Source organism: Lutibacter citreus (assembly GCF_003260195.1).
Classification (GTDB): domain Bacteria; phylum Bacteroidota; class Bacteroidia; order Flavobacteriales; family Flavobacteriaceae; genus Lutibacter; species Lutibacter citreus.
The window spans coordinates 250,074-274,329 of sequence record NZ_QEIH01000004.1; the positions used below are offsets into that span (position 1 = coordinate 250,074).

General features: G+C 30.7%; 12 protein-coding genes. All 12 read left to right on the forward strand.

The genetic code is table 11. The features are described 5' to 3' along the window. Positions 1 to 192: 192 nt before the first annotated feature. The 12 genes from DAD81_RS10190 (at position 193) to DAD81_RS10245 (ending at position 24,208) form a co-directional block, all read left to right on the forward strand. The gene (locus tag DAD81_RS10190; RefSeq protein WP_111708157.1) at positions 193 to 1,866 is read left to right on the forward strand and encodes a sulfatase family protein; all 1,674 of its coding nucleotides are present in this window, start codon (positions 193 to 195) and stop codon (positions 1,864 to 1,866) included. A gap of 85 nt (positions 1,867 to 1,951) precedes the next feature. After that, a complete protein-coding gene (locus DAD81_RS10195; RefSeq protein ID WP_111708158.1) occupies positions 1,952 to 4,450 on the forward strand; it encodes a glycoside hydrolase family 2 TIM barrel-domain containing protein in 2,499 nt (832 codons plus the stop codon). 112 nt (positions 4,451 to 4,562) lie between these two features. Continuing rightward, positions 4,563 to 6,125: an alpha-L-fucosidase gene (locus tag DAD81_RS10200; protein WP_111708159.1), complete on the forward strand. Its 1,563-nt coding sequence runs from the start codon at positions 4,563 to 4,565 to the stop codon at positions 6,123 to 6,125. Between the two features lie 674 nt (positions 6,126 to 6,799). Beyond that, positions 6,800 to 9,898 (forward strand): SusC/RagA family TonB-linked outer membrane protein, encoded by a 3,099-nt coding sequence (locus DAD81_RS10205; RefSeq protein WP_111708160.1) that lies wholly within the window; start codon positions 6,800 to 6,802, stop codon positions 9,896 to 9,898. A 22-nt stretch (positions 9,899 to 9,920) separates the two neighbouring features. Continuing rightward, positions 9,921 to 11,447, forward strand: a complete 1,527-nt coding sequence (locus DAD81_RS10210) for a RagB/SusD family nutrient uptake outer membrane protein (RefSeq protein WP_111708161.1) — start codon at positions 9,921 to 9,923, stop codon at positions 11,445 to 11,447. A 168-nt stretch (positions 11,448 to 11,615) separates the two neighbouring features. Further along, positions 11,616 to 12,620 carry a sugar kinase gene (locus DAD81_RS10215; RefSeq protein ID WP_111708162.1) on the forward strand — a complete coding sequence of 335 codons (1,005 nt, stop codon included), beginning with the start codon at positions 11,616 to 11,618 and terminating at the stop codon, positions 12,618 to 12,620. An 11-nt stretch (positions 12,621 to 12,631) separates the two neighbouring features. Continuing rightward, positions 12,632 to 13,546 carry an alpha/beta hydrolase gene (locus DAD81_RS10220; protein ID WP_111708163.1) on the forward strand — a complete coding sequence of 305 codons (915 nt, stop codon included), beginning with the start codon at positions 12,632 to 12,634 and terminating at the stop codon, positions 13,544 to 13,546. 127 nt (positions 13,547 to 13,673) lie between these two features. After that, positions 13,674 to 15,239 (forward strand): alpha-L-fucosidase, encoded by a 1,566-nt coding sequence (locus tag DAD81_RS10225; protein WP_111708164.1) that lies wholly within the window; start codon positions 13,674 to 13,676, stop codon positions 15,237 to 15,239. 71 nt (positions 15,240 to 15,310) lie between these two features. After that, the gene (locus DAD81_RS21020; RefSeq protein ID WP_245949229.1) at positions 15,311 to 15,397 is read left to right on the forward strand and encodes a hypothetical protein; all 87 of its coding nucleotides are present in this window, start codon (positions 15,311 to 15,313) and stop codon (positions 15,395 to 15,397) included. 232 nt (positions 15,398 to 15,629) lie between these two features. Beyond that, complete coding sequence (locus tag DAD81_RS10235; RefSeq protein WP_111708165.1) at positions 15,630 to 18,104, forward strand: sugar-binding domain-containing protein; 2,475 nt, start codon at positions 15,630 to 15,632, stop codon at positions 18,102 to 18,104. A 2-nt stretch (positions 18,105 to 18,106) separates the two neighbouring features. Then, positions 18,107 to 21,385: a VPS10 domain-containing protein gene (locus DAD81_RS10240; RefSeq protein ID WP_157961114.1), complete on the forward strand. Its 3,279-nt coding sequence runs from the start codon at positions 18,107 to 18,109 to the stop codon at positions 21,383 to 21,385. A 183-nt stretch (positions 21,386 to 21,568) separates the two neighbouring features. Further along, a complete protein-coding gene (locus DAD81_RS10245) occupies positions 21,569 to 24,208 on the forward strand; it encodes a T9SS type A sorting domain-containing protein (protein WP_111708166.1) in 2,640 nt (879 codons plus the stop codon). The last annotated feature ends 48 nt before the right edge of the window (positions 24,209 to 24,256 follow it).

Below are 24,256 nucleotides of genomic sequence, written 5' to 3' on the forward strand. Positions count from 1 at the left end.
ACAGAATTATGTGATTCTAAAACAATTTAAGAATGACTAATTTTATATTTTTATCACTCTTTTATGCATCTACAAAAATCTACACACAAAATTTAAAAAACATAATAATTTCCTAAAAAAAAACATATGTGGTAATTCAAAACATATTAAAAAACGACCTTTATACTCACAATAATTTCAATTCAATTAAAAATGATTAATAGAATATTTATTCTTTGCTTCTTATTAGCAATAGGAACATCGTGTTCAGAAAAAGCAAAACCTGAACCTCCAAAAAAACCAAACATTATTTACATAATGTCTGATGATCACACAACTCAAGCTTTTGGTATTTATGGTAGTAGATTAGCTGGCTTAAACCCTACTCCTACTTTAGATAAAATAGCGAATGAAGGTATTATTTTTGATAATTGTTTCGTAAATAATTCAATTTGTACTCCAAGTAGAGCTGCTATTATGAGTGGTCAACACAGTCAAGCAAATGGCGTTTTAGATTTAGAAGGTGAATTACCAATGAATCATCAATACTTACCAATTGAAATGAAAAAATTGGGTTATCAAACAGCAATGATTGGTAAATGGCATTTAAAAGCTGAACCTAATTTTGATTATTATAATGTTTTTACAAAACACGGTCAGCAAGGTTCTTATTTTGATCCTTATTTAACTCAAACAGGAATGCACTTTGCAGAAGAAACAGACCCTTCATATGAAGGAAAACAATATATGGGTTACAGTTCAGACATTGTTACCGATATATCTTTAGATTGGTTAAAAAACAAAAGAGATAAAACAAAACCTTTTATTTTATTTCACCAATACAAAGCGCCACATGATGATTTTGAATATGCACCAAGATATAAAGATTATTTAGCCGATACTTTTATTCCAGAACCAGCAAACTTATACGACAATGCTAATAATGGTTCTATTGCTACAAAAGGTGAAAATGGAGAATTATTATCTGTTATTGGTTCTTCCGTTTCAAAAAGAAATACCATAAGAAATATGGGAATGCGTATTTGGAGTAAACAATACACTAAAAGAAACAATCCTGATTTTGACATTCACCAAGCTGATAATTTAAATGATAAAGAATATACCTCTGCAACTTACCAAGAATACGTAAAACGTTATTTACGTTGCGTTAAAGGTGTTGATGATAACGTAGCTCGTTTAATTGAATATTTAAAAGCTGAAGGATTGTATGACAACACAATTATTGTTTATACAGGTGACCAAGGCTTTATGTTAGGTGAACACGATTATATTGATAAACGTTGGATGTACGAAGAAGCTTTTAGAATGCCTTTCTTTGTTCGTTATCCTGAAAAAATAAAAGCTGGTACAAGAACTGATGCTATTATAAATAATACAGACTTTGCTCCTACTTTAATTGAGATGGCTGGCGGAACGCCACCAGAAGAAATGCAAGGTCATAGTTTTAAACATATTTTAGAAACAGGACAAGAACCTGAAGGTTGGCAACAATCTACATATTACCGTTATTGGATGCATATGGCGCACGCACATGCAAACCCTGCTCATTTTGGAATAAGAACAAAACAATACAAATTAATTTTCTTCTATGGAAGATATTGGGTAGATACAGATAAACCAGGTGCTGTTTGGAACAAAGCAAGTTGGGGTAATAGATTTGAATTACATACACCAGCGGCTTGGGAGTTTTACGACTTAAGTAAAGACCCTACTGAATCTAACAATGCATACAAAGATCCTGCTTACAAAGATATTATTACTAATTTAAAAGAACAATTAACAGCAAAACGTAAGGAACTTAATGAAGAAGATGGAGATAAATACCCACATATTCAAAAAGTAATTGACGAACACTGGAATGATTAGTATTCATTTAAAATAAAACCAAGAACGCCACACAAATCTTATGATATGTTTGGCGTTTTTTTCAATCTAAAAACCACAAATAATAATGCGTCTGCTATCAAGTTTATTTTTAATCTGTTTATTATTTTTTTCTTGTAATTCTAAAACAATATCTCCTACTCCAAGACATGAAAATGATTTTAACTTTAACTGGAAATTTTTTAAAACAAAAGACCAACTAGCTATTTCTGATATATCAGACAAAAACAATTGGCAATCAGTAAAAATACCACACGATTGGGCTATTAAAACACCATACAATCAAGCTTACCAAATTACAGACTCCACTCCTAACCTAAGTTATATTGGCTGGTATAAAAAGGAATTCACGTTACCAAAAGATTTAAAAGGAAAAAACATTAGAATAGATTTTGATGGTGTTTATAACAATGCTGAAGTATATTTAAATGGCACAAAAATTACTGAAAGACCTTATGGTTTTAGTCCTTTTAGTGCCTACATTTCAGATGAAATTAATATTGGAGAAAAAAATACACTTGTTGTAAAAGTAGATAGAACCGCCTTTTTAGATGGAAGATGGTACAACGGAGCTGGAATTTATAGAGATGTGAAACTTGTTATTACAGAACCAATTCATATTAAAAAATGGGGAATTGGAATTACCACTCCAAAAATTTCTAAAACTAATTCAACTATAAAAATTAAAACTGAAATTGTAAATGGTCTTCAAAAAGAAAACCTTTCAATTAAATATCAAATTAAAGACACTTCAAATAAAATACTAAAAGAGCAGATCAGTAAAGCTTCCAAAGGCCTAACAACTACTTCCTTAAATATAGAAAACCCTAACCTTTGGAGTATTAAAACCCCTTACCTATATACTTTAACTACTACTGTTATTGACGATAAGGGAAAAATTTGGGATAAAAAAAATGAAACATTTGGTATTAGAAGCTTAAAATATACAGCAAATGATGGATTTTATTTGAACGGTGAAAAAACATACTTTAAGGGCGTTTGCTTACACCATGATGCTGGTGGAATCGGTGTTGCTGTTCCAGATGATGTTTGGCGAAGAAGATTAAATATTTTAAAAGAAGGTGGTGTAAATGCAATTAGAACTTCTCACAACACACCATCTAAAAGATTTTTAAATTTATGTGATGAACTTGGTTTTTTAGTGCAAGCCGAAACTTTTGACGAAATGGATTACCCTAAAGACAAACGTAGAAATTACAATTCAAAAGGTAAAGATCCATTAACTGAAGGTTATAGCAATCATTTTCAAAAATGGGGTGAACGAGATTTAAAAGATATGTTGTTACGTGATAGAAATCATCCTTCGGTAGTTATGTGGAGCATTGGAAATGAAATTGAATGGACATATCCTCGTTATGGAAAATCTAGTGGTTATTGGAATTCCGATAAAAAATATTATTATGATGAACCTCCAATTTCTATTGCTGAAATGAAGGAGAATATGAAGAATAATCCTCGACTAAAATACGAATTGGCTAAAACAGCTCAAAAATTATCTAAATGGGTAAAAGAAATTGACACTACCCGACCGGTAACCGCTAATTTGGTAATTCCTACAGTGAGTCATTTTTCTGGTTATACAGATGCGCTAGATATTGTTGGTTACAGTTACAGAGCTTCAGTGTATGATTATGGACATAGAAATTATCCTGAAAAAATGATTTTAGGAACTGAAAACTGGGCGAATTGGGTTGAATGGAAATCAGTTTTAGACAATCCACATATTCCTGGAATATTTTTATGGACTGGTATTTTTTATATGGGTGAAACTAGCGATGTTAATGAAAGAGGTAGTGATAGCGGTTTAATTGATTTTGCTGGATTTAAAACACCACGTTGGCATATGTTTAAAACTTTGTGGAATAACGCACCAGAAATATATGCAACTACTATAAAATTAGAAAATTCTGAATATGTAAATAAAAATGGAGAGGCGATTGAAAAAACCAAAGATTTATGGAAAAAAAGACGTTGGGGTTTTCAACCGTTTAACACCCATTGGAATTATAATAAAAACGAAAATATTGTGGTTGAAGTTTATACCAACTCTCCTACGGCAGAATTATTTATAAATGATAAATCTTATGGAGTAAAAAAACTAAATTCAAATGAAGACCATATCATTAAATGGATTGTTCCATTTGAAAAAGGCACCTTAAAGGTTGTTGGAGAGGATAATAGCTTAGTTTATGAGATAAAAACCGCTGAAACACCTTCTATGTTAGAATTAAAATCAGATAGAACAGAGTTTAAAGCAAATGCCTATGATGTTGCTCATATAGAAGTTCAATTAACTGATAAACATGGAATTCCAGTAAAACATCTAAATCAGGAAATTTCATTTGAAATAGAAGGCCCTGCTAATTTATTATCTATAGACAATGGGAACAATGTTCAAAGAAAAAAATTTGATACTAAAAGTTGTATTACTGATAAAGGAAAGCTGTTATTAATAATTCAAGCCACAAAAGAAAAAGGAAATGTTAGCATAAAAGCTATTTCAAATAACTGTAAGACAAAAACAATTAGCTTAAAAGCTAATTAATTTCTATATTCTTAACTAATTAAACATTTAGTATATCAAAAAGAACATATGTATTAATTGAAATGATTTATTACAGCGACCTTAGCATCACAAAACCAACTCTAAAAGCTTTATGAAAAAATTAAAGAAATATTATTTATTTACTACCCTAATACTTGCAATAGTCTTATACTCTTGCGGAGAAAAAGCAGCTGAAAAAAATGCTGATGATAAAAAGGTAGCTGAAATACAAAAACCTACATACGAAGCCAACTGGGAATCTATAAAAAAGAATTATAAGGATCCAGCATGGTTTAATAAAACTAAATTTGGAATATTTATTCACTGGGGAGCATACTCAGTACCTGCTTTCGGATCTGAATGGTATCCTCGTCAAATGTATATGGATACTGCAACTTTTACAGCGCAATTAAAACTTCAAACTACTGGGCCAAACGAAACATACACGCACCATAAAAAGACTTGGGGAGATCAAAAAACATTTGGATATAAAGATTTTATTCCAATGTTTAAAGCCGAAAAGTTTGATGCGAATGAATGGATTGATTTATTCAAAAAAGCAGGAGCTAAATATGTGATTCCAGTAGCAGATCATCATGACGGGTTTGCAATGTATAAATCTAATACAACTCGTTGGAACGCCTATGATATGGGACCTAAAAGAGATGTTTTAGGAGAGTTATTTAAAGCTGGTCGTGCAAAAGGTATGATTATGGGTACATCTTCTCATTTTGCTTTTAACTGGTCTTTTTACAATAAAAAAGATCGTTTTGATACTACTGATCCAGCATATGCTGATTTATACTCTTCTAAAGGAAAAGATTTAACTGAACCTGTTTCTGAAAAATTTAAACAACGTTGGTGGGAAAGAACTAAAGACGTTATAGATAATTATCAACCAGATATTTTATGGTTCGATTTTTATTTAGATATTGATGATTATGCAGATATGAGACCTAAATTAGCCGCTTATTACTATAATAAAGGAATAGAATGGGGAAAAGAAGTTGTACTACAAGATAAAAACTTTTCTCATGAAGCCTTTCCTGAAGGAACTGTTGTATATGATTTAGAAAGAGGTAAATTACCTGGTATTAGAAAATTACCTTGGCAAACAGATACTTCAATTGGAAAAAACTCTTGGAGTTATGTTACCAATTGGAAATCAAAAACTGCAAATCAATTAGTTGATGATTTAGTTGACATTGTAAGTAAAAACGGTTGTTTATTACTAAATGTAGGTCCTAAATCTGACGGAACTATCCCTGATGATCAAAAAGAAATATTACTTCAAATTGGAGCTTGGTTAGATATTAACGGAGAAGCAATATATGATACAAAATATTGGAAAACTTTTGGAGAAGGGCCAACAGAGGTAAAAAAAGGACATCATTCTGAAGGTAATAACAAAGATTTATCTTCTAAAGATATTAGATTTACCAATAAAGAAAATAGTTTATATGCTATTGTATTAGATTGGCCAAAAAATGGGAAAGTAAACATTACTTCACTTGCTAAAAATACTGAATACTCAAAAGATTTAGACATTAAAGATATTAGTATTTTAGGAAGTACTGAAAAAATTAAATGGAAACAAACTAAACAAGGTTTAATAGTTACAATGCCTAAAAAACAACCGTGTAACTTTGCTTACACAATTAAACTATCTATCTAAACAACAGCATTTTAAAACTCGTAAAAAAACTCTATAAACTTTATAGAGTTTTTTTTTGTTAAAAAAAGTGTAATAAATACATTTAATTATAATTATTTTTATAGATTTGAATATCATTAAACAAAAAAACCAAATTAAACAAATCAAAACAGTATATATTTTTAACCAAATTATATGTTATATTATTTACAAACCAAACTTAATATCTTTATGTCAAAAACTCAAATCAATTTATATAGAAGTATTTAAACATCATTCAAATCTTTATTTTAATAAATAAAAATCCTGAATAATATAAATACCTTTAATTATTATTTTTCTATGTTTTAATATACCTCATTAAAAAAACCAACTAAAACTAACAAAAAGGTAACATATGGTCTTAACCAAATTGTATGTTAAATTAACCAAACTCAAACTCAACAAATTTTAATGACAAAAAAACCGAACTCTTTTAACCTTTTAAATTAATTTATTTAAAAATATTTGAATTTTCATTCAAACCTTTATTTTCAACAAATAAAGATTCTGAAGCGGAGAAATACACCTTATTTTTAAAAAAATAAACAAGAACAGCTCAATAAACATTTCTTAATGCTTATTAGGTATGGTAATAAAACTGTACTTGTTTAAAACTCAAATTAAACTCAAATTAAACTAAACTCAAATCAATTATGAAGAACAGATTATCGAATCTATTCAGAAAAGCCTCCTTTTTAGGCTTATTTCTAACACTATTGAGCGTTCAGCAATTTTACGCTCAAAAAACTGTAACAGGTAAAGTTACAGACGAAACCAATCAGGGTATTCCTGGTGTAAACATTATTAAACAAGGAACATCTAATGGTGTTACTACAGATTTTGATGGGAATTACTCAATCGAAACAAACAGTTCTGATGTTTTGGTATTTTCTTTTGTAGGTTACAAAAACAAAACTATTACTGTTGGTGCAAACACTAAATTAAATGTAAAATTAGATCCGGATGTAGCTGCTTTAGACGAAATTGTGGTTATTGGATATGGTACAGCTAAAAAGAGTGATTTAACAGGTTCTGTTAGTTCTATTTCAGCTAAAGATTTATTAAAAGCTCCTATTACTAAAATTGGATCTGGATTACAAGGGAAAATTTCTGGGGTAAACATTCAACAAACTACTGGTGCTCCTGGTCAATCAATGAAAATTCGTATTCGTGGTGGTAGTTCAATTAACTACAGTAATGCTCCTTTATATGTTATTGATGGTTTTATTGGAGCTGATATTTCAACTATTAACCCTAGTGACATTGCAAGTATTAACTTTTTAAAAGATGCTTCTGCAACTGCAATTTATGGTTCTAGAGGTGCAAATGGTGTAGTTTTAATTACTACTGTAGCTCCTAAAGAAGGTGCTTTAAAAGTTACGTTTGATACTAACCTTTCATTTAGTAACATGATAAATACGTATGATTTATTACCAGCAGATGAAATGGCTGAGTTAATGAACATTCAAAGAGTTTCTGTAGGAAGACCTCTTGCATTTACAGACAATGAAATCGCTGAATTTAAAGTTCTTGGTGGTACTGATTATCAAGATTTAGTTTCAAGACAAGGGATTAAAAAGAACACAACATTAAATTTAACAGGAGGTAGTGAGAACTTAAAATATTTTTTCTCTGCTAACCATTTAGATGAAGAAGGAGTTATTAAAAATTCATTTTATAAAAGAACATCTATTCGTTCAAATATCTCTGGTAATATAGGTGAGAAAATTAAATTTAAATTTAACACTTATGGTACTCATATTGATTCTCAAGCAAACGGAAGAGGTTCAGCTGGACAAGGTAATGCAATAGGTGCAGCAGTAATTTATCCACAAGTATGGCCTTCAAAAGATGCTGATGGGAATTTCTTAGATCCAAATACATTTGAAGATTATAATGGTGCTTTTTTAATTGGTAGATTGGTAAATCCGGAACAAGCTATTCTAGAAAACCAAGAAACTATGAATGATAAAGTTATCTCTAACATTGATTTAAATGTAGATTTAGGACATAATTTAACTCTTAACTTAGGAGCTTCAGGAAGTTTTGGTTCTGGATATAGCGGAAAAAGAACATTACCTAACTTTATTGATATAACTAGAGAAAATTCTACAGCAACACAAACCACAAACAGAAGTTACAATTACTTAATGAATGGTCAACTTACTTATGAAAAAGAATTTGGAAAGCATAAAGTAAAAGCTTCTGCTGTTTACGAATTCTCAAAAGGAACTAACCGTAACAATTCAGCAACTGTTGGAGGCCTTTCTACATTAGCTAATGAATGGTATTTATTACAAAACGGTGCTCCTTCTTCAATTACTTCTGGTTATAGTGAAGGAAAATTACGTTCTTATATGACACGTATTAACTATAGTTTTGACAACAAATATTTATTAACCGCATCAATGCGTGCAGATGGATCTTCAAGATTTAATGAAGATAACCGTTGGGGTTATTTCCCTTCAGCTGCGTTAGCTTGGAAAGCTTCTGAAGAAGACTTTATTCAAGACATTAACTGGATTGATAATTTAAAAGTTAGAGTAGGTTTTGGTGCAACAGGTAACCAGGCAATTCCTTACAATGCAATTTTATCTCAATTTGATACTTCTGCTGATGCTGCTAGATATAACTATTATCAATTCAATGGAACAGAAACTTACCAAGGTGTAATTCCTGGAGCAGTATTTGACCCTAACATTCAATGGGAAACTACAACATCTTATAATGCGGGTGTAGATTTAACAATTTTAGATGGAAAAATTTCTACTACAATAGATGTATATTCTAAAAAAGGTTCTGATATTATTATTGCAAAATCCATTCCTAGATATACAGGATTAGAAGCAATAACAAACAATTATGCTGATATTGACAATAATGGTATTGAAGTTGGTATAAACTGGAATATTATGAGTACTGATGACCTTCACTGGACATCTTATTTCAATTTTTCAAGAAACAAAAACACTGTTCAAAATTTAGGTCAATCAAACGGTGAACCTGTAGATCATATCTTTGTTGCAAATGAAGACCCAATTGGTATTTGGAGTTTAGTTGGAGGTAACAATAAATTTATTGTTCAAAAAGGTGAATCAATGGGTTCATTATACGGATTACACGCACTTGGTGTTTGGCAAGCTGATGAAGCTACAGAGGCTGCTGGATATAGTTCTTACCCAGGTGAAGTTAAATATGAAGATATTGATGGTGATGGAGTAATATCTGCTGAAGATAGACAAATTGTTGGACAAGCTTCTCCAGAATTTACTTTTGGTTTAGGTACAAGCGTTGCATACAAAAACTTTGACTTATCAGTACAATGTGTAGGCTCAATTGGTAATGATATCTATAATTGGTCTAATAATAGATTAGATTACAATATTCTAAACCCAGATTATAGAGATAGATGGTCTCCAACAAATACAGGTTCAACACAACAAGTTATGCCTTATGGTACTGATTATACGTTAACGTATCTTGTTGATCAATACGTTGAAGATGGATCATACTTTAAAGTAAGTAACTTAACTTTAGGTCACAATTTCCCTGAGTCTGTTACAAATGCATTAAATTTATCTAATTTACGTTTATACGCTAGTGTTGATAATGTATTAACTATTACAAACTACAGTGGTCTTGATCCAGAATCTTCTAGTACAAGTATTACTAGTGATTCTCAAGCAGGGATAGATGCATTTTCTTACCCATTAACAAGAACTTTTGCATTAGGTGTTAAAGTAACGTTTTAATTAACTAAAAATATTATAAAAAATGAAACAACATATATTAAAATTTAAACTACTAATGATTGCTGCATTTTCAATTATATTTGGAAGTTGTGAAGATTTAGAAGTAGGGGCTGAAGGTACAATAGCCCAGGAAACATTTTACGCCGATGAGAACACATTAGAAGCTGGTGTAATAGGGATATTTGGAACGTTACACAGAAACGTATGGTCTATTGATAATTACGCACATTATTCAGGAGCAGATGATTTAACATCTCGTTTAGGTAGTAACAAATGGGTAGTTTTAGAATCTGACCAATTTGCTAGAACTTCTGGTAATTCTTGGTCTACTGTAGATTATGATGGTAAATATAAAACCATTTTAGGATGTAACAGTTTTATTGCAAATGCACACCCAGAAGGTGCTGATGAAACTGTTGTAAATGCAGCACAGGCAAATGCTTATTTTATTCGAGCTTATTGTTATTTACATTTAGCAACAACTTATGGAGATGTTCCAATGCCTTTAGTACCAACTCCAGACCTTCAAATTTCAAAAACTCCAAAACGTGAAGTTTTGGCGCAAGTAATTAGTGATTTAGAATTTGCTGAACAATATGCTGATAACGTAAGAGATACAAATCCTTTAGTACAAGATGGGCATGTGTCTAAAACTGCTGCACAAGCATTTTTAGCTAAAACTTATATGATACTGTCTGGTTATCCTTACAATGAAAATACTTGGGGAGATGTTAAGGAGTATACAAGAAAAATTGTGAATGCTGGTGTTTATTCATTAAATGATGATTATGCTTATTGTTTCCAAGACCCACACCAAGTTAATAAAGAAATGATTTTTGCTCATATTATGAACAGAGAATCATGGCCAATTACAACACAAAACAGAGTTTATGGATTTAGATGGGCTAACTGGATGGATTTATACATGGAGTGGACTTATTTTAATAATTTCCCTGACGGATATAGAAAAGAGTTCTCTACTGCAACAGATGGTAATGAACACTTTGCTACTTTTGGAAACCCGATTGTAACTAAATTTACTTGGGGAACAAAAGCTCCAAATTCAACTGACCCAATTGATCACGTATTCGAAAATACATGGCAAACATCTAATGACAGAGCTGCAATGCGTATGTCTGAAGTTATGTTAATGTATGCTGAAGCATGTGCTAATACTGGTGAAAATGCTGAGGCTATTAAATACTTAAACTATGTTAAACGTAGAGCTTATGCTAAAGGATCAACAAAACAAGCGCAAGTTGCTGCTTTACCTGCTGGTTTCTGGATGGATGCTGACGCTGCTATTGATTATACAGCTGCTGATGGTGATTTAATTGATGCAATTATTACTGAACGTAAATACGAATTTTTAGGTGAAGCTGGTGGTAACAGATGGGTAGATTTAGTACGTTTAGATAAGGTTGCTGAAGCAAATGCTACACGTGATTCTAGAGATATTCCTTTAATTGGAAATCCAGCAGATAAAAGTTTATGGTGGACTCCAATCCCTGCAACTGAAACTGCTTTAAATCCAAATCTTATTGACTAAGATTAAAACCAACTAAAAAAAATTAAACACAAGTTAAGTTTATTTTTAAAATGGCTGATTTCAATTATGAAATCAGCCTTTTTTTTATTAATTTTTTAAATTTTATGACTAATGTTATTTAATTTCATTTTTTAAGCTATAATTTTACGTCAATCAAAACACTTTTTTATGAGTCAAATTATAACATTTGGAGAAGTTCTAATGCGTTTATCTCCTGAAGGAAATAAAAAATTTATTCAATCTAATTTATTAGAATTTTATTTTGGAGGAACCGAAATAAATGTAGGAATTTCAATTGCTAATTTTGGAGGTGATGTAAAGCATATTTCTTGTATATCCGAAGATTTTGTTGGAGACACTGCAATTTCTTACTTAAGAAAATTTGGTGTAGATACTTCAGCAATTGTCCGTTCTAAAAGGCCTTTAGGCGTATATTTTTTAGAAGTTGGGGCTGTTATGCGCCCAAGTTCAATATCATACAATAGATCCCACTCTTCATTTTCTGAAATAAACCCTTCATTGGTAGATTGGAATAAATCTTTAGAAGGAGGTAAATGGTTTCATTGGACAGGTATTACTCCTGCCCTATGCCAAGGCGGTTATGAAACTTTAAAAGAAGGATTAATTTTAGCTCGTGAAAAAGGTATGGAAGTTTCTGCCGACCCTACTTATAGAAGTGGTTTATGGCAATATGGAGGAGATCCAAAAGAAATTCTGTCTGATTTATTAAATTATTCAACCATTTTTATTGGTGGTGTTAATGAAATTAATGAAGTTTTAGGTACAAATTTTTCGTATTCAAAAGAAGACTTTATTGAAGCAAGTAAATTGTTAATGAAAGAATTCCCTTCTATAACTAAGGTATTTGATAAAATAAGAACGGCTGTTAATGCTTCTTGGCATAAAATTAGGTCTAGAATGTGGAACGGTGTAGAATTTAGAAAAACTGAAGATTTAGATATTACACATATTGTAGACAGAATAGGAACTGGAGATGCTTTTGCTGCCGGATTAATATATGGTTTACAACATTTTGACGATTATAAATCTATGGAATTTGCTGCTGCCGCAAGTGCCTTAAAACATACTTATGAAGGTGATGTTAACTTTTCAACTGTAAATGAAGTTATGAATATTTTAGATGGAAATACATCCGGAAGATTTAACAGATAATTATTTAAATAATGAATAAAAACTTATTTACAACAATACTTTTTGCTTTAATAGTTATGAATGCGTTTTCTCAAAAAACAATTCCTCTTTGGAAGAAAACACCTCCAAATCAAATAAAATCTTCTGAAAAAGAAATTATTAAGGAAACCAACATTATTAGAATTTCAAATGTTCAAAAACCTGCTATTGAGGCCTATTTTACAACTAAAAAACTAAATACTAAAAAAGCTATTTTAATTTGTCCTGGAGGTGGTTATGGTATTTTAGCTTGGAACCACGAAGGTACAAACTTTGCTGAATGGTTTGCTTCAAAAGGTATAAACGCTTTTGTACTAAAATATAGATTACCGGATTCCAAATCTCTTACAAAACCTCACCTTGCTCCTCTTCAAGATGCGCAAAGAGCTATGAGAATTATTCGAAAAAATGCAAAAAAATGGAATATTAATGAAAATCAAATTGGAGTTATAGGTTTTTCTGCAGGAGGTCATTTAGCTTCTACAATAGGCACTCACTATAATTATGATGCTTATAAAAAACAAGATAAAATTGATAAAGTTAGTGCAAAACCTAATTTTATGGGATTAATATATCCCGTAATTTCAATGCAAAAAGGAATTACTCATGAGGGATCTAAAAGGCATTTAATTGGCAGTAACCCTTCAGAAGAAATGGTTAATTTATTTTCTAATGAATTACAAGTAAACGCAGAAACCTCACCAACATTTTTATTACATTCAACAATTGACAAAGCAGTACCTATAAAAAATACATTATTATTTTTTGAAGCTCTTCAAAAAAATAATGTTAAAACTGAAATGCATATTTACCCTTTGGGCGGTCATGGTTTTGGTTTTGCCAAAGGACAAAATCAATTAGAGCTTTGGCCTGAACTTTTTTATACTTGGTTAATTAACTTAAAATAAGTTTAAAAGCTTTATTTTATAATTAATTCAATAATTCTATTATTTAAACCAATTGGTTTAAATAATAGATATGCTATAATTACATTTGATTGTGAAATCCAATTTTATAATTTAAGGTAATTAAAAAATGAAAACTGTTATTACTAGATTTTTACTTACAGCTATTACACTGTTAATTTTAACAGCGTGTAACAATAAATCTTCTGAAAAAAAAATTATTCAAAAAAAGTATTCTCCAAATTGGGAATCTTTACAACAACATAAAACACCTGAATGGTTTTTAGACGCCAAATTTGGGATCTATTTTCATTGGGGCGTTTATTCCTATATGGGAAAGGGAGAATGGTACTCAAGACAAATGTATGAAGATAAGCAAGAAGGTTGGGGTAAAGATGTTCGACCACACCACTTAGCAACTTACGGTAAAGATATACACTATCATGATTTTTTTAAAGAATTTACAGCCACACATTTTGATGCTGATGATTGGGCGCAACTTTTTAAAGCTTCTGGAGCTAAATATGTGGGCCCGGTTGCTGAACACTGTGATAATTTTTCTAATTGGGATAGTAAAGTAAACAAATATAATACTGTTAATTTTGGTCCAAAACGTGATATTGTTGGTGAATTAGAAAAATCTATCAAAGCTCAAGGAATGAAATTTGTGACTACTTTTCATCACTCTTGGGAATGGGGTTGGTACAACACCTGGAGCGGAAGAATAGATACTACTGCTGTTGGTTTTGAAGATTTTTATGGAGAGAAGACCTTACCAGAAACATTTAACAGTTTTAAAGGAGGTTTTGACGCTAGTGGCCAATTTACAGGAAAAATAGATCCAAAATATGCTCCTAGCAGAAAATTTATAGATACTTGGAAAACAAAAATTTATGAAGTTGTAGACAAATACCAACCGGATTTATTATGGTTTGACAGCCGTTTGTTTGTGATTCCTGAAAAAGACAGACAAGAAATGGTTGCTCATTATTACAATAAAGGTGAAGAATGGAATAAACCTGTTACTTTAACCTATAAAAATGAAGATTTACCAAAAAACATTGCAGTAATTGACTTAGAGAAAGGGCGTTTTGATGAAAAAACTGAATTCCCTTGGTTAACAGATGATTCCTTTGCTTGGCATTCTTGGAGTTGGAGACCAAAAATGCGCTTAAAAACCTCAAATATTATTATTGATGAAATAATTGATATTTCAAGTAAAAATGGATGTTTAATTTTAAACATTACTCCTTCTAGCGATGGATTAATTCCTGAAGAAATGAGAACTGGTTTATTAGAAATTGGTGAATGGCTAAAAGTTAATGGTGAAGGTATTTATGAAACCAGACCATTTTTAACCTACGGTGAAGGTACTACAAAGCTTAAGAAAAATCATTTTGGAGGCGTACAAGGTGACGGTGTAAAATTCCAATCAACCGATTTTAGATTTACACAAAACAAAGCAAAAGATATAGTTTACATTATTCAATTAGAGATTCCAGAACCAAACCAAGAGTTTATATTAAAAACTTTTGCAAAAGATGGAATTGCTGAAAACGAACAAATTAAATCTATTTCATTAATTGGAAGTAATGATACCATTAAATGGGAGAAAACTAATGCTGGTTTAAAAATTAGCTCTCCAAAGAAATTTCCAAATCAAAAAGCATTGGTTTATAAAGTAAACTTAAAATAAATTAAAAATCTAGAGCTTGGTTAAAAGATGACAAAACAAGATTAATTAGCCCTACTATTGCTTCTTGGGAATTGTATGATTTAACCAATGATTCAAAAGAGGTTAATAATGTTTACAATAATCCAAAATACAAGAATCTTATTAAAAGGTTGAGATGAAGCGACAACGCGCACTATACAATGAAACTGACAAAGATTATCCACATATTCAAAAAATTATTGATAAACATTGGAATGACTAATTTTAGTTGTTGATACACACAATATTAATGCCTTAAAACACATTCGTTCTATAATCAGAAACATTTGTGCATTCAATCATTTAACACTTGGCTTATTTTTGTATAGTTCAAAATAGAACTTTTTTAAATTCAAAAATAAACCAAGTAAAATGACTCGACTGTCTAAATTATCAACAAGTATTTTTAGCTTATTAATTATTTCGTTAATTCTAACTGTTTCCTGCGAAAAAAAAGAAGCTGAACTTCAAACTGCAAATATTAATTTCAACAAAGATTGGCAATTTTCTAAAGGAGAAGTTACTGAAGCTATTCAACCAAATTTTGATGATTCTAAATGGGAAACTATTAAAGTTCCTCACGATTGGAGTATAAAAGGTCCTTTTTCAAAAGAGAATCCTTCTTTTTCAAGAGGAGGTTGGTTACCAACTGGAAAATGTACATATAGAAAAACATTTACGGTACCTGCAAATAAAAAAGAAAACAAAGTATTTGTTTATTTTGATGGTGCTTACAGAAATTCTGTAGTTTACATAAACGGGCAAAAAGTTGGTTACAGACCAATGGGTTATATTGGTTTTGAATACGATTTAACTGAATACATAAATTTTGATAAAGAAAATGTTTTAACTGTTACTTTAGACAATTCTGAACAACCAGGCTCTCGTTGGTATACTGGAACTGGAATTTATAGAGATGTTACGTTAAAAATTAGAAATAAAACTTACATACCAAACTGGAGCTTGTATGTTACAACTCCTAAAATTTCAAAAGAAAACGCAACAATAAACGCTGCTTTTGAAATTAAAAACGAATTTAAAGAAGCTACTAATATTACAGCTAAAACTATTGTTTTACAAAATAATATTGAAGTTGCTTCAAAAGAAAACAAGATTACTGTTTCTCCAGAGAAAATTGAAAGTCAAAATGTTACTATTAATATAACTAATCCAAAATTATGGGCACCAGAAACGCCAGAATTATATACGGTTAAAGTTCAATTATTTAATGATGGTGAATTAATTGGTGAAGAAACTACAAGAACAGGAATTAGAGATCTTAAGTATAGTAATAAAACAGGTTTTTCTATAAACGGAGTTCAAACAAAACTAAAAGGTGTTTGCTTACATCACGCTGGTGGTCCAATTGGTGCTGCTATTTATAAAAGAACTATTCAACGTCAGTTAGAAATTTTACGTGAAATGGGTTGTAATGCGGTACGTACTTCTCACAATCCTTTTTCTACTGAATTTTTAGAAACTTGTGATGAAATGGGATTCTTAGTAATGAACGAAGTTTTTGATGAATGGGAAATAGTAAAAAACCCTACTACCGTTCAAGAAGGAAAAAAGATACGTATTCCTGTAAAATATTATGCTGATAAGTTTAAAGAATGGGCAGATACAGATTTAACTGATTTTGTGTTACGAGATAGAAACCACCCATCAGTTGTAATGTGGAGTATTGGAAACGAAATTGATCAAATGAAAACAGATGAAGGAATTCCAATTGCAAATAGATTAATTGATATTATTCATAATTTAGATAACCGTCCTGTTACAAATGGATTAATTGGTTATGGTTGGGATGCTTGGCCAAGTGAAGGTGCTGCACAAACTAGTGATATTAGAGGTTATAATTATATTAAAGAAAATGGTTTAGACCGTGAAGATGAAATTGCACCAGACGCAATGGGAGTAGTTACTGAATGTGCTTCTGCTCAATCTTATTATCCTCGTAGCACATATTTATACGGAAAAGAAAAAGAAGCTTGGTGGAAAAAACTAGGTTATACAAGTCAAGAATCTTATGAATGGGTTGAACAGCGAGAATTAATTGGTTTTAGAGGTGTGCAAGCTTGGAAAGATATTAAGAATAGAGATGATATAATGGGACAATTTATTTGGACTGGTTGGGATTACTTAGGCGAAGTTATTCCTTATGGTTGGCCAGCACGTTCATCTTCATTTGCCCCTATTGATTTATGTGGTTTTCCTAAAGATGGTTATTATTTTTACCAATCTCAATGGACTAACAAACCAATGGTTCATATTTTCCCTCATTGGAATTTAGATGGTATGGAAGGTAAAGAAGTTACCGTTTATGCTTATACAAATGGTGATGAAATTGAATTATTTCAAGATGGAAAATCTTTAGGTAAACAAAAAAATAACTTAAACGATGTTGAGTACCAACAATGGAAAGTTACCTACAAACCTGGTAGTTTAAAAGCTGTTTCTTATAAGAATGGAAAAGAAATTGCAACTAAACAAGTAAATACAGCCGGTAAAGCTGCTAGAATTGAATTATTTGTTAGAAGAACAAACTTAAAAGCAGACGGAGAAGATTTATCTTATATAGAATGTACAGTAATAGATAAAGATGGAAATGTAGTTCCTAAAGCTGATAATCTAATCAATTTTGAAGTGAAAGGTGAAGGAACTTTAATTGGTGTTGGAAATGGAGATAATATGAATTTAGATTCTTTTCAAGCTTCAAACAGGAAAGCCTTTAGTGGTAAATGTTTAGCTATAATTAAAACTACTGAAATAGCAGGTTCTATTAAATTTACAGCTTCAGCAGAAGGATTAGAAACTTCAACAATTACGTTTAATACTTCAAAATAAAAATGAAATATTACATAGCATTATTTTCAATATTCTTTGTTAGTTTATGTGTAAATGCCCAGTTAGATACTGAATACTTTAATAAACTACAAACAGAGCGAGTTTCTTCAACAGATAAGGTTGAATGGAGACAGGTTGGACCAGGAATGGCTGGTTATTGTGAAGAATTTTGGTGTCATCCAACCGATGTAAATGTGCTATTTATGTCTCCAGATATGTACAATAGCTATGGAAGCTGGGATAATGGTAAATCTTGGCAAACCATAAAAAATTATGACGGAACCGGAAAGGATATGCGACGAATTCAATCTATTGTATTTTCACATCAAGATGCGGATTTTGGTTATGCTATAGACGTAAGAGGTGATTTATACAACACAACTGATAGAGGAAGAAGTTGGACTTATGTAAAAGATTTAGGAGGTAAACATGCTGAACTAGCTGTTGATCCAACAAATGACAATAACTGGTATATTGGAGCTGGTGATTTTTGGAATGTAAAAGCAAATCATAGAAAAAAGAGTGATTTGCTAGGCTATGTTTATAAATATGCTGAATACGGACATATTTTGAAAAGTACAGATAAAGGAACGTCGTGGCAAAAGAAAAAAAACGGTTTACCTTCCACCCTAGATGTTGGAAGAATTATTGTTGACCCAAACAATTCAAACAACATAATTATTGCAACAAATTCAGGAGTATTTAAAAGTATTGACCAAGGTGAAAATTGGAGTTTAAGCGGAACAGGTTTACCAAATAACTTACCTCGTGATATGACTTCATTTTATGACAAAAACACTAACGAGTTTATTCTGTATTTAATTGAACAAACCTTTTACGAAGCTAATGGAAATACAACAAATGCAAAAGGTGGAATTTATAAAAGTTTAGATGGTGGTGCAAATTGGACAAGTATTACTGGTAATTTCTCATTTGACTTAACAAAACTGACCAACTATACAACTCAACAAAAATATTGGAGAGCCATTGGTTTTTGGTTTGATAAAAGTTCAACAGAAATTAAAAACCTATACCCAAACTATCCTAAAAATACGTTACCTGTATTAAATAGATTGGTTGTAAATCCATTAAACAAAAATGAAATTTACATTTCACATAATGTAAAACATGATTATTCATTTTTACCTGGTGATGTTTGGAAAACAACAGACGGAGGACAAAATTGGATTACAACTACTAGAACAGGTAAATATTGGTCACAAAATAAAGATGCGTCCTATTGGGTTTCAAAAAATACTCCGAAAGGGCAGAATACTACATTCGCTCATTTACATCATGAAAAATCTGAAAATGAGGAAACATTTGGAAATCGATTTTTAGAAATTAATATTAAAGGAGAAGTGTTTATTTGCTTAGATCAACAAACTATGCGATCTAACGATAACGGATCTACCTGGAACCAAGTTGATGATTTTGAAACAGAAAAAGACAGTAAACATTGGGTTGCTCGTGGCGATAGCAATTTACCTGGTAGGTTTATGTTATTAGAAACGGGTAAAGATGGCAGATATCTTTTTTGCAGCGGTGAACACGGTTTATGGCAAACTGCTAATTTAGGTTCATATGAAGATAAAAATGCATATGCCGTAGAACAAATTGAAGGCCAGGTTAACAGTGGTGGAGCACATTCTATTTCTTCTGTTGCAGTGCATCCAAACGATCCAAACATCATTTACACATTACAATTTAGACAGTCTCACAGAGGGCAATTTAGAAAATCTATTGATGGAGGGAAAACTTGGAACAACCTTTCCTTTCCTTTAGTTTATGGCGGAAATTTATCTTCAGATAATATATTTCAATACTCACTTACAATTGATCCTGAAAACCCTAATAATATATATTTCTGTGTAATTGCAAATCCAATTGCCGAAGTTTCGGGAAAATTATTACCTACAGATTTTAAAACACTTGGTGTTATGAAAAGTTCTGATGAAGGTAAAACCTGGTCTACCATGAATAACGGTTTACCAGATAATGCAAGTGTAAGAAGGTTAAAAATAGATCCGGCAAACTCATCAACCTTATATGCAGCTTTAAATGAAAGTCCTAAAGGTGAAAAAGGAGGTTTATTTAAAACTACAGACAAAGCAAAAAACTGGTCTAAAGTTTCAATCCCTTCAGAAATAAAATCGGTTAATAATGTTTTTATAGACAGAAATACAAATTACATTTTTATTTCTTGTGGAAGATATGAAGGTACTTTTAATGAAGGTGGCGTTTGGAGAAGTAAAGACAATGGTACTTCTTGGGAAAAAATATTTGACATGCCTTATGTTTGGCAAACTGAAACCTCACCTATTAATGCAAACATAATTACGGTAAATGTTCCTCTTCAACATGAAAACAAAGGCGCAACAACCTACAATCCAGGAGCATACTTATCTTTAGACGGTGGAAAAACTTGGATAAAAATAAATAAAAATTTAGGTCAGCCAGATACAATTACTGATTTAAAACCTGATCCAAAAAATGAAAATGTATTATGGTGCGCACTTAAGGGCAGTGGCTGGACTAGAGGTGTTTACGAAACTAACACACCAAAAAAAACAAAATTCACGTTAAATAGCACAGGGAATTCTTGTCCCAATACTAAAAATGGAATTATAACAATTAACTCTAATCTTATAGGAGATTACCAAGTTAATATTAAAAATAATTCTATTGATAGTACTAAAGATTTTTCAAGTTCTTACACTTTTAAAAATTTAGCTACAGGAACTTACTTTGTTAAAATCACATCAAACATAGATTCTTCTTTGGCTTGGGAATATTCAATTAATATTTCAGAACCTGAAAATTTAAATGTTAGTTCTAAAGTGAATTCCGCAAAAAAACAGGTATCTTTTAATTTAAAAGGAGCAAAAAGTTATAATATAAAACTAAATGAAACTACTTTTTCAACTTCCCAATCTACTATTAATTTGTCTCTGAAAGAAGGAAATAACACAATTGAAATACGAACTGATAAAGATTGCCAAGGTTATTTTAAAAAAGATGTTTTTATTTCCAATGAAATTAGCGCGTACCCAAATCCATTCAATTCAGATTTTACTATAAATATAGGCGAAACTTTATCTAAAAAGGTTTTGGTTAATCTATATTCTAGTATTGGAGCATTAACCTATTCAAAAGAGCACCAAGCTGTAAATGGAAAAATTAATTTAAACATCCCTAATATTTCTATAGGATTGTTCTATTTAACTGTAAATACGGGAACTAAAGTAAAAAACATTAAAATTCTTAAACAATCCTTATAGTATATAAGCCAATAGTTTCTGCTCTATAAAAATATAAATTGGAAATTGCGATTAATTATGGTAACCAATACTATTAATTTATTCAATAAATTTTTAAATTAATATGAAACGAGCATGCTAAAAAGTTTATTACCCAACAAAATGACTAATAGCATGTAACTTTTAAAATAATAATATTAACATATGAAAAAACTATTACTCTCAACTTTCACATTACTAGCAAGTATCTTCTTCATTTCAGCTCAAGACATTGTTGATGTAAATTTAGATGTAAAACATTCTGTTGGCGGAGTGTCTGAATTAGATCGCTCAAAATACTTAATGCTTCATGCCGGAGTTGATGATAATGAATGGCCAAATGAAGAATTTAAACGAGAATTTTTAGAAGATTACGACACTTATTTAGGTAGAAATAATGGTTCCCTACCTTGGAATTATTCAATTTGCGAAGAAGATCCAAATAAACCTGGATGGCCAAGTGTTTCATATTTACAAACTGAAGGAGCTAAAGCCATTGCTAATTATAAATCCAATACTAGTGAACACAAATATGAAAATAGAATAAGTAGCTATATGATGGGTGGTCAAGAAGGTATGTATCCGAATGGGAAACATGAAATTAATCCACGAAAAAACGGACTTGACAACTGGATTATGGAAAAAGATGGCTATAAACCAATTGCTGAATTTTACGCTAATTATTTTAAATATTCTTTTGGTTCTGGCGGTGTTAACGGACAACCTTTTCCGGCCTATATAGAAGTTTTAAATGAACCTTTTGTAAAAGCTAATAGCATTGGAACAACTAGAGAAAACATTTCTCAAATGCATAAGATTGTTGCACAAAGAATTAAAGCATTAAATCCACAAGCAAAAGTTGGTGGTTATAGTGCAGCACATCCTGCTTTTGAAGCTGCGGACTTTCAACATTGGGAAAAAAACTGGAAAACATTTATAGATATTGCAGGAGAAGATATGGATTTCTTCTCGTTACACTTGTATGATAATGTTCAAAAAAATGATGAAGGACAATACAGAGCAGGTAGTAATGTAGAAGCTATTTTAGATATGGTTGAACATTATGAATATTTAAAATTAGGTGAGGTAAAACCATTTTGCCTTTCAGAATATGGTTGTTTAAATACTGAAGGAGAATTATATACTAAAGAAAGAGACTGGCATAATTTGCGTTCATTTTCAACTATGATGATGCAATTTTTAGAAAGACCAGATATTATTGATCAAGCGTTACCATTTATTATTTTAAAAGCCAATTGGTGGAGCCCTTCAGGATCACAAGATCCAAATGCTAAATATGCACATAGATTATTTCGTCAGAAAAAAGAATTAGCAGGAGAAACTGGTGATGAATGGGTATATACTGAAATTGTGAAATTTTATCAAATGTGGGCCAATGTAAAAGGTACAAGAGTTGATACGAAATCTAGTAATTTAGATACTCAAATAGATACTTATGTAAATGGTAAAAAAGCATATGTTATTATAAATAATATGCATCACGAGGCTCGCACGGTAGATCTAAATTTAAAAGGGTTTGGAGATGCTCAACTTCAAAATATAGTAATGAAACATTTAAATGCTGAAAACAATGGAATTCCAGCTTTAGATGAAGAAACATTTACTTCAAACATAAATAAAGTAAATATTGGTCGTGAAGCAACTATAATTCTTGAATACACATTCGATAAAGCTATTGACGTTTCAGAAACTTCAAACGAAACAAAATATTTTGCTGACACTTATTATAAACCAATTAATGCAAATCAGAGTAATATTTTTAATATTAATTCTGTAAACCTTGCAGCAAATGGTGAAGCTGTTTTACGTTTAGGACTTGGTAGAGCTCACGAAAAATCATTAAAACCTACTTTAACAATTAATGGTACAACTGTTGACGTACCAACAAATTGGAGAGGAAACGACCAAAAAGGACGTGACGAATTCTTTGGTGTTTTAGAAATTGAAGTTCCTTATAACATTCTAAAAACAGACAATAAAGTATCCATTTCCTTTAATGACAATGGTGGTCATATAAGTAGTTTAACTATGCAAGTTTTTAATTTTAGTAAAGAAATTACTAGAAGTGAAGAAAAATTAAGTTTAAATAATTTTCAGATTAAAACAATTGGTGAAACCTGTGTAAACAAAGACAATGGAATTGTTGAAATTACTGCAATTGACAACCTTAATTATACAGCAACAATAAAATCTCTAAATTTAACTAAGAATTTTACTCAAAATACTTTATTTGATAATTTACCAATTGGAAATCATGAATTATGTATCACAATTCCAAGCAAACCCAATTTTAAACAATGCTTTACATTTAACATTATTGAAGCTGAAGCTTTAAAAGTTTCGTCTAAAATAAGTAAAGAAAATAAAACTGTTGTTTACAACTTAAAAGGAAGTGAAAACTATTCTATTCTGTTAAATAATAAAACTTATAAAACAACAAATTCTACTATTGAATTACCTTTAGTAAATGGCTTAAACACTATAGAAATTAAAACAGATAAAGATTGCCAAGGTATTTATAAAAAAGAATTATTTATTGGTAGTGAAGTTATTGCATATCCAAATCCATTTACAAATAACTTTACAATTAACCTTGGAGAGGATACAAGCAAAACAGCCATAATTAAAGCATTTACAAGTGTAGGCAGTTTGGCTTTTGCAAATGAATATTCTATAAACAATGGCAAATTAAACCTCAACCTTTCAAACCTAAATACAGGAATTTATTTTCTTTCTGTTGAAACTGAACAATCTACAAAAAGAATAAAAATTATAAAACAATAAGAACTTCAACAGTAATTATTTAAAAAAATAAACAACTTAATTAAAATA

What these genes read in the sequence shown, in the direction of transcription:
- DAD81_RS10205 (WP_111708160.1), top strand. Translation starts at nt 6,800, where the DNA reads ATGAAGAACAGATTATCGAATCTATTCAGAAAAGCCTCCTTTTTAGGC.
- DAD81_RS10210 (WP_111708161.1), top strand. Translation starts at nt 9,921, where the DNA reads ATGAAACAACATATATTAAAATTTAAACTACTAATGATTGCTGCATTT.
- DAD81_RS10235 (WP_111708165.1), top strand. Translation starts at nt 15,630, where the DNA reads ATGACTCGACTGTCTAAATTATCAACAAGTATTTTTAGCTTATTAATT.
- DAD81_RS10220 (WP_111708163.1), top strand. Translation starts at nt 12,632, where the DNA reads ATGAATAAAAACTTATTTACAACAATACTTTTTGCTTTAATAGTTATG.
- DAD81_RS10225 (WP_111708164.1), top strand. Translation starts at nt 13,674, where the DNA reads ATGAAAACTGTTATTACTAGATTTTTACTTACAGCTATTACACTGTTA.
- DAD81_RS10200 (WP_111708159.1), top strand. Translation starts at nt 4,563, where the DNA reads ATGAAAAAATTAAAGAAATATTATTTATTTACTACCCTAATACTTGCA.
- DAD81_RS10245 (WP_111708166.1), top strand. Translation starts at nt 21,569, where the DNA reads ATGAAAAAACTATTACTCTCAACTTTCACATTACTAGCAAGTATCTTC.
- DAD81_RS10195 (WP_111708158.1), top strand. Translation starts at nt 1,952, where the DNA reads ATGCGTCTGCTATCAAGTTTATTTTTAATCTGTTTATTATTTTTTTCT.
- DAD81_RS10215 (WP_111708162.1), top strand. Translation starts at nt 11,616, where the DNA reads ATGAGTCAAATTATAACATTTGGAGAAGTTCTAATGCGTTTATCTCCT.
- DAD81_RS10190 (WP_111708157.1), top strand. Translation starts at nt 193, where the DNA reads ATGATTAATAGAATATTTATTCTTTGCTTCTTATTAGCAATAGGAACA.
- DAD81_RS10240 (WP_157961114.1), top strand. Translation starts at nt 18,107, where the DNA reads ATGAAATATTACATAGCATTATTTTCAATATTCTTTGTTAGTTTATGT.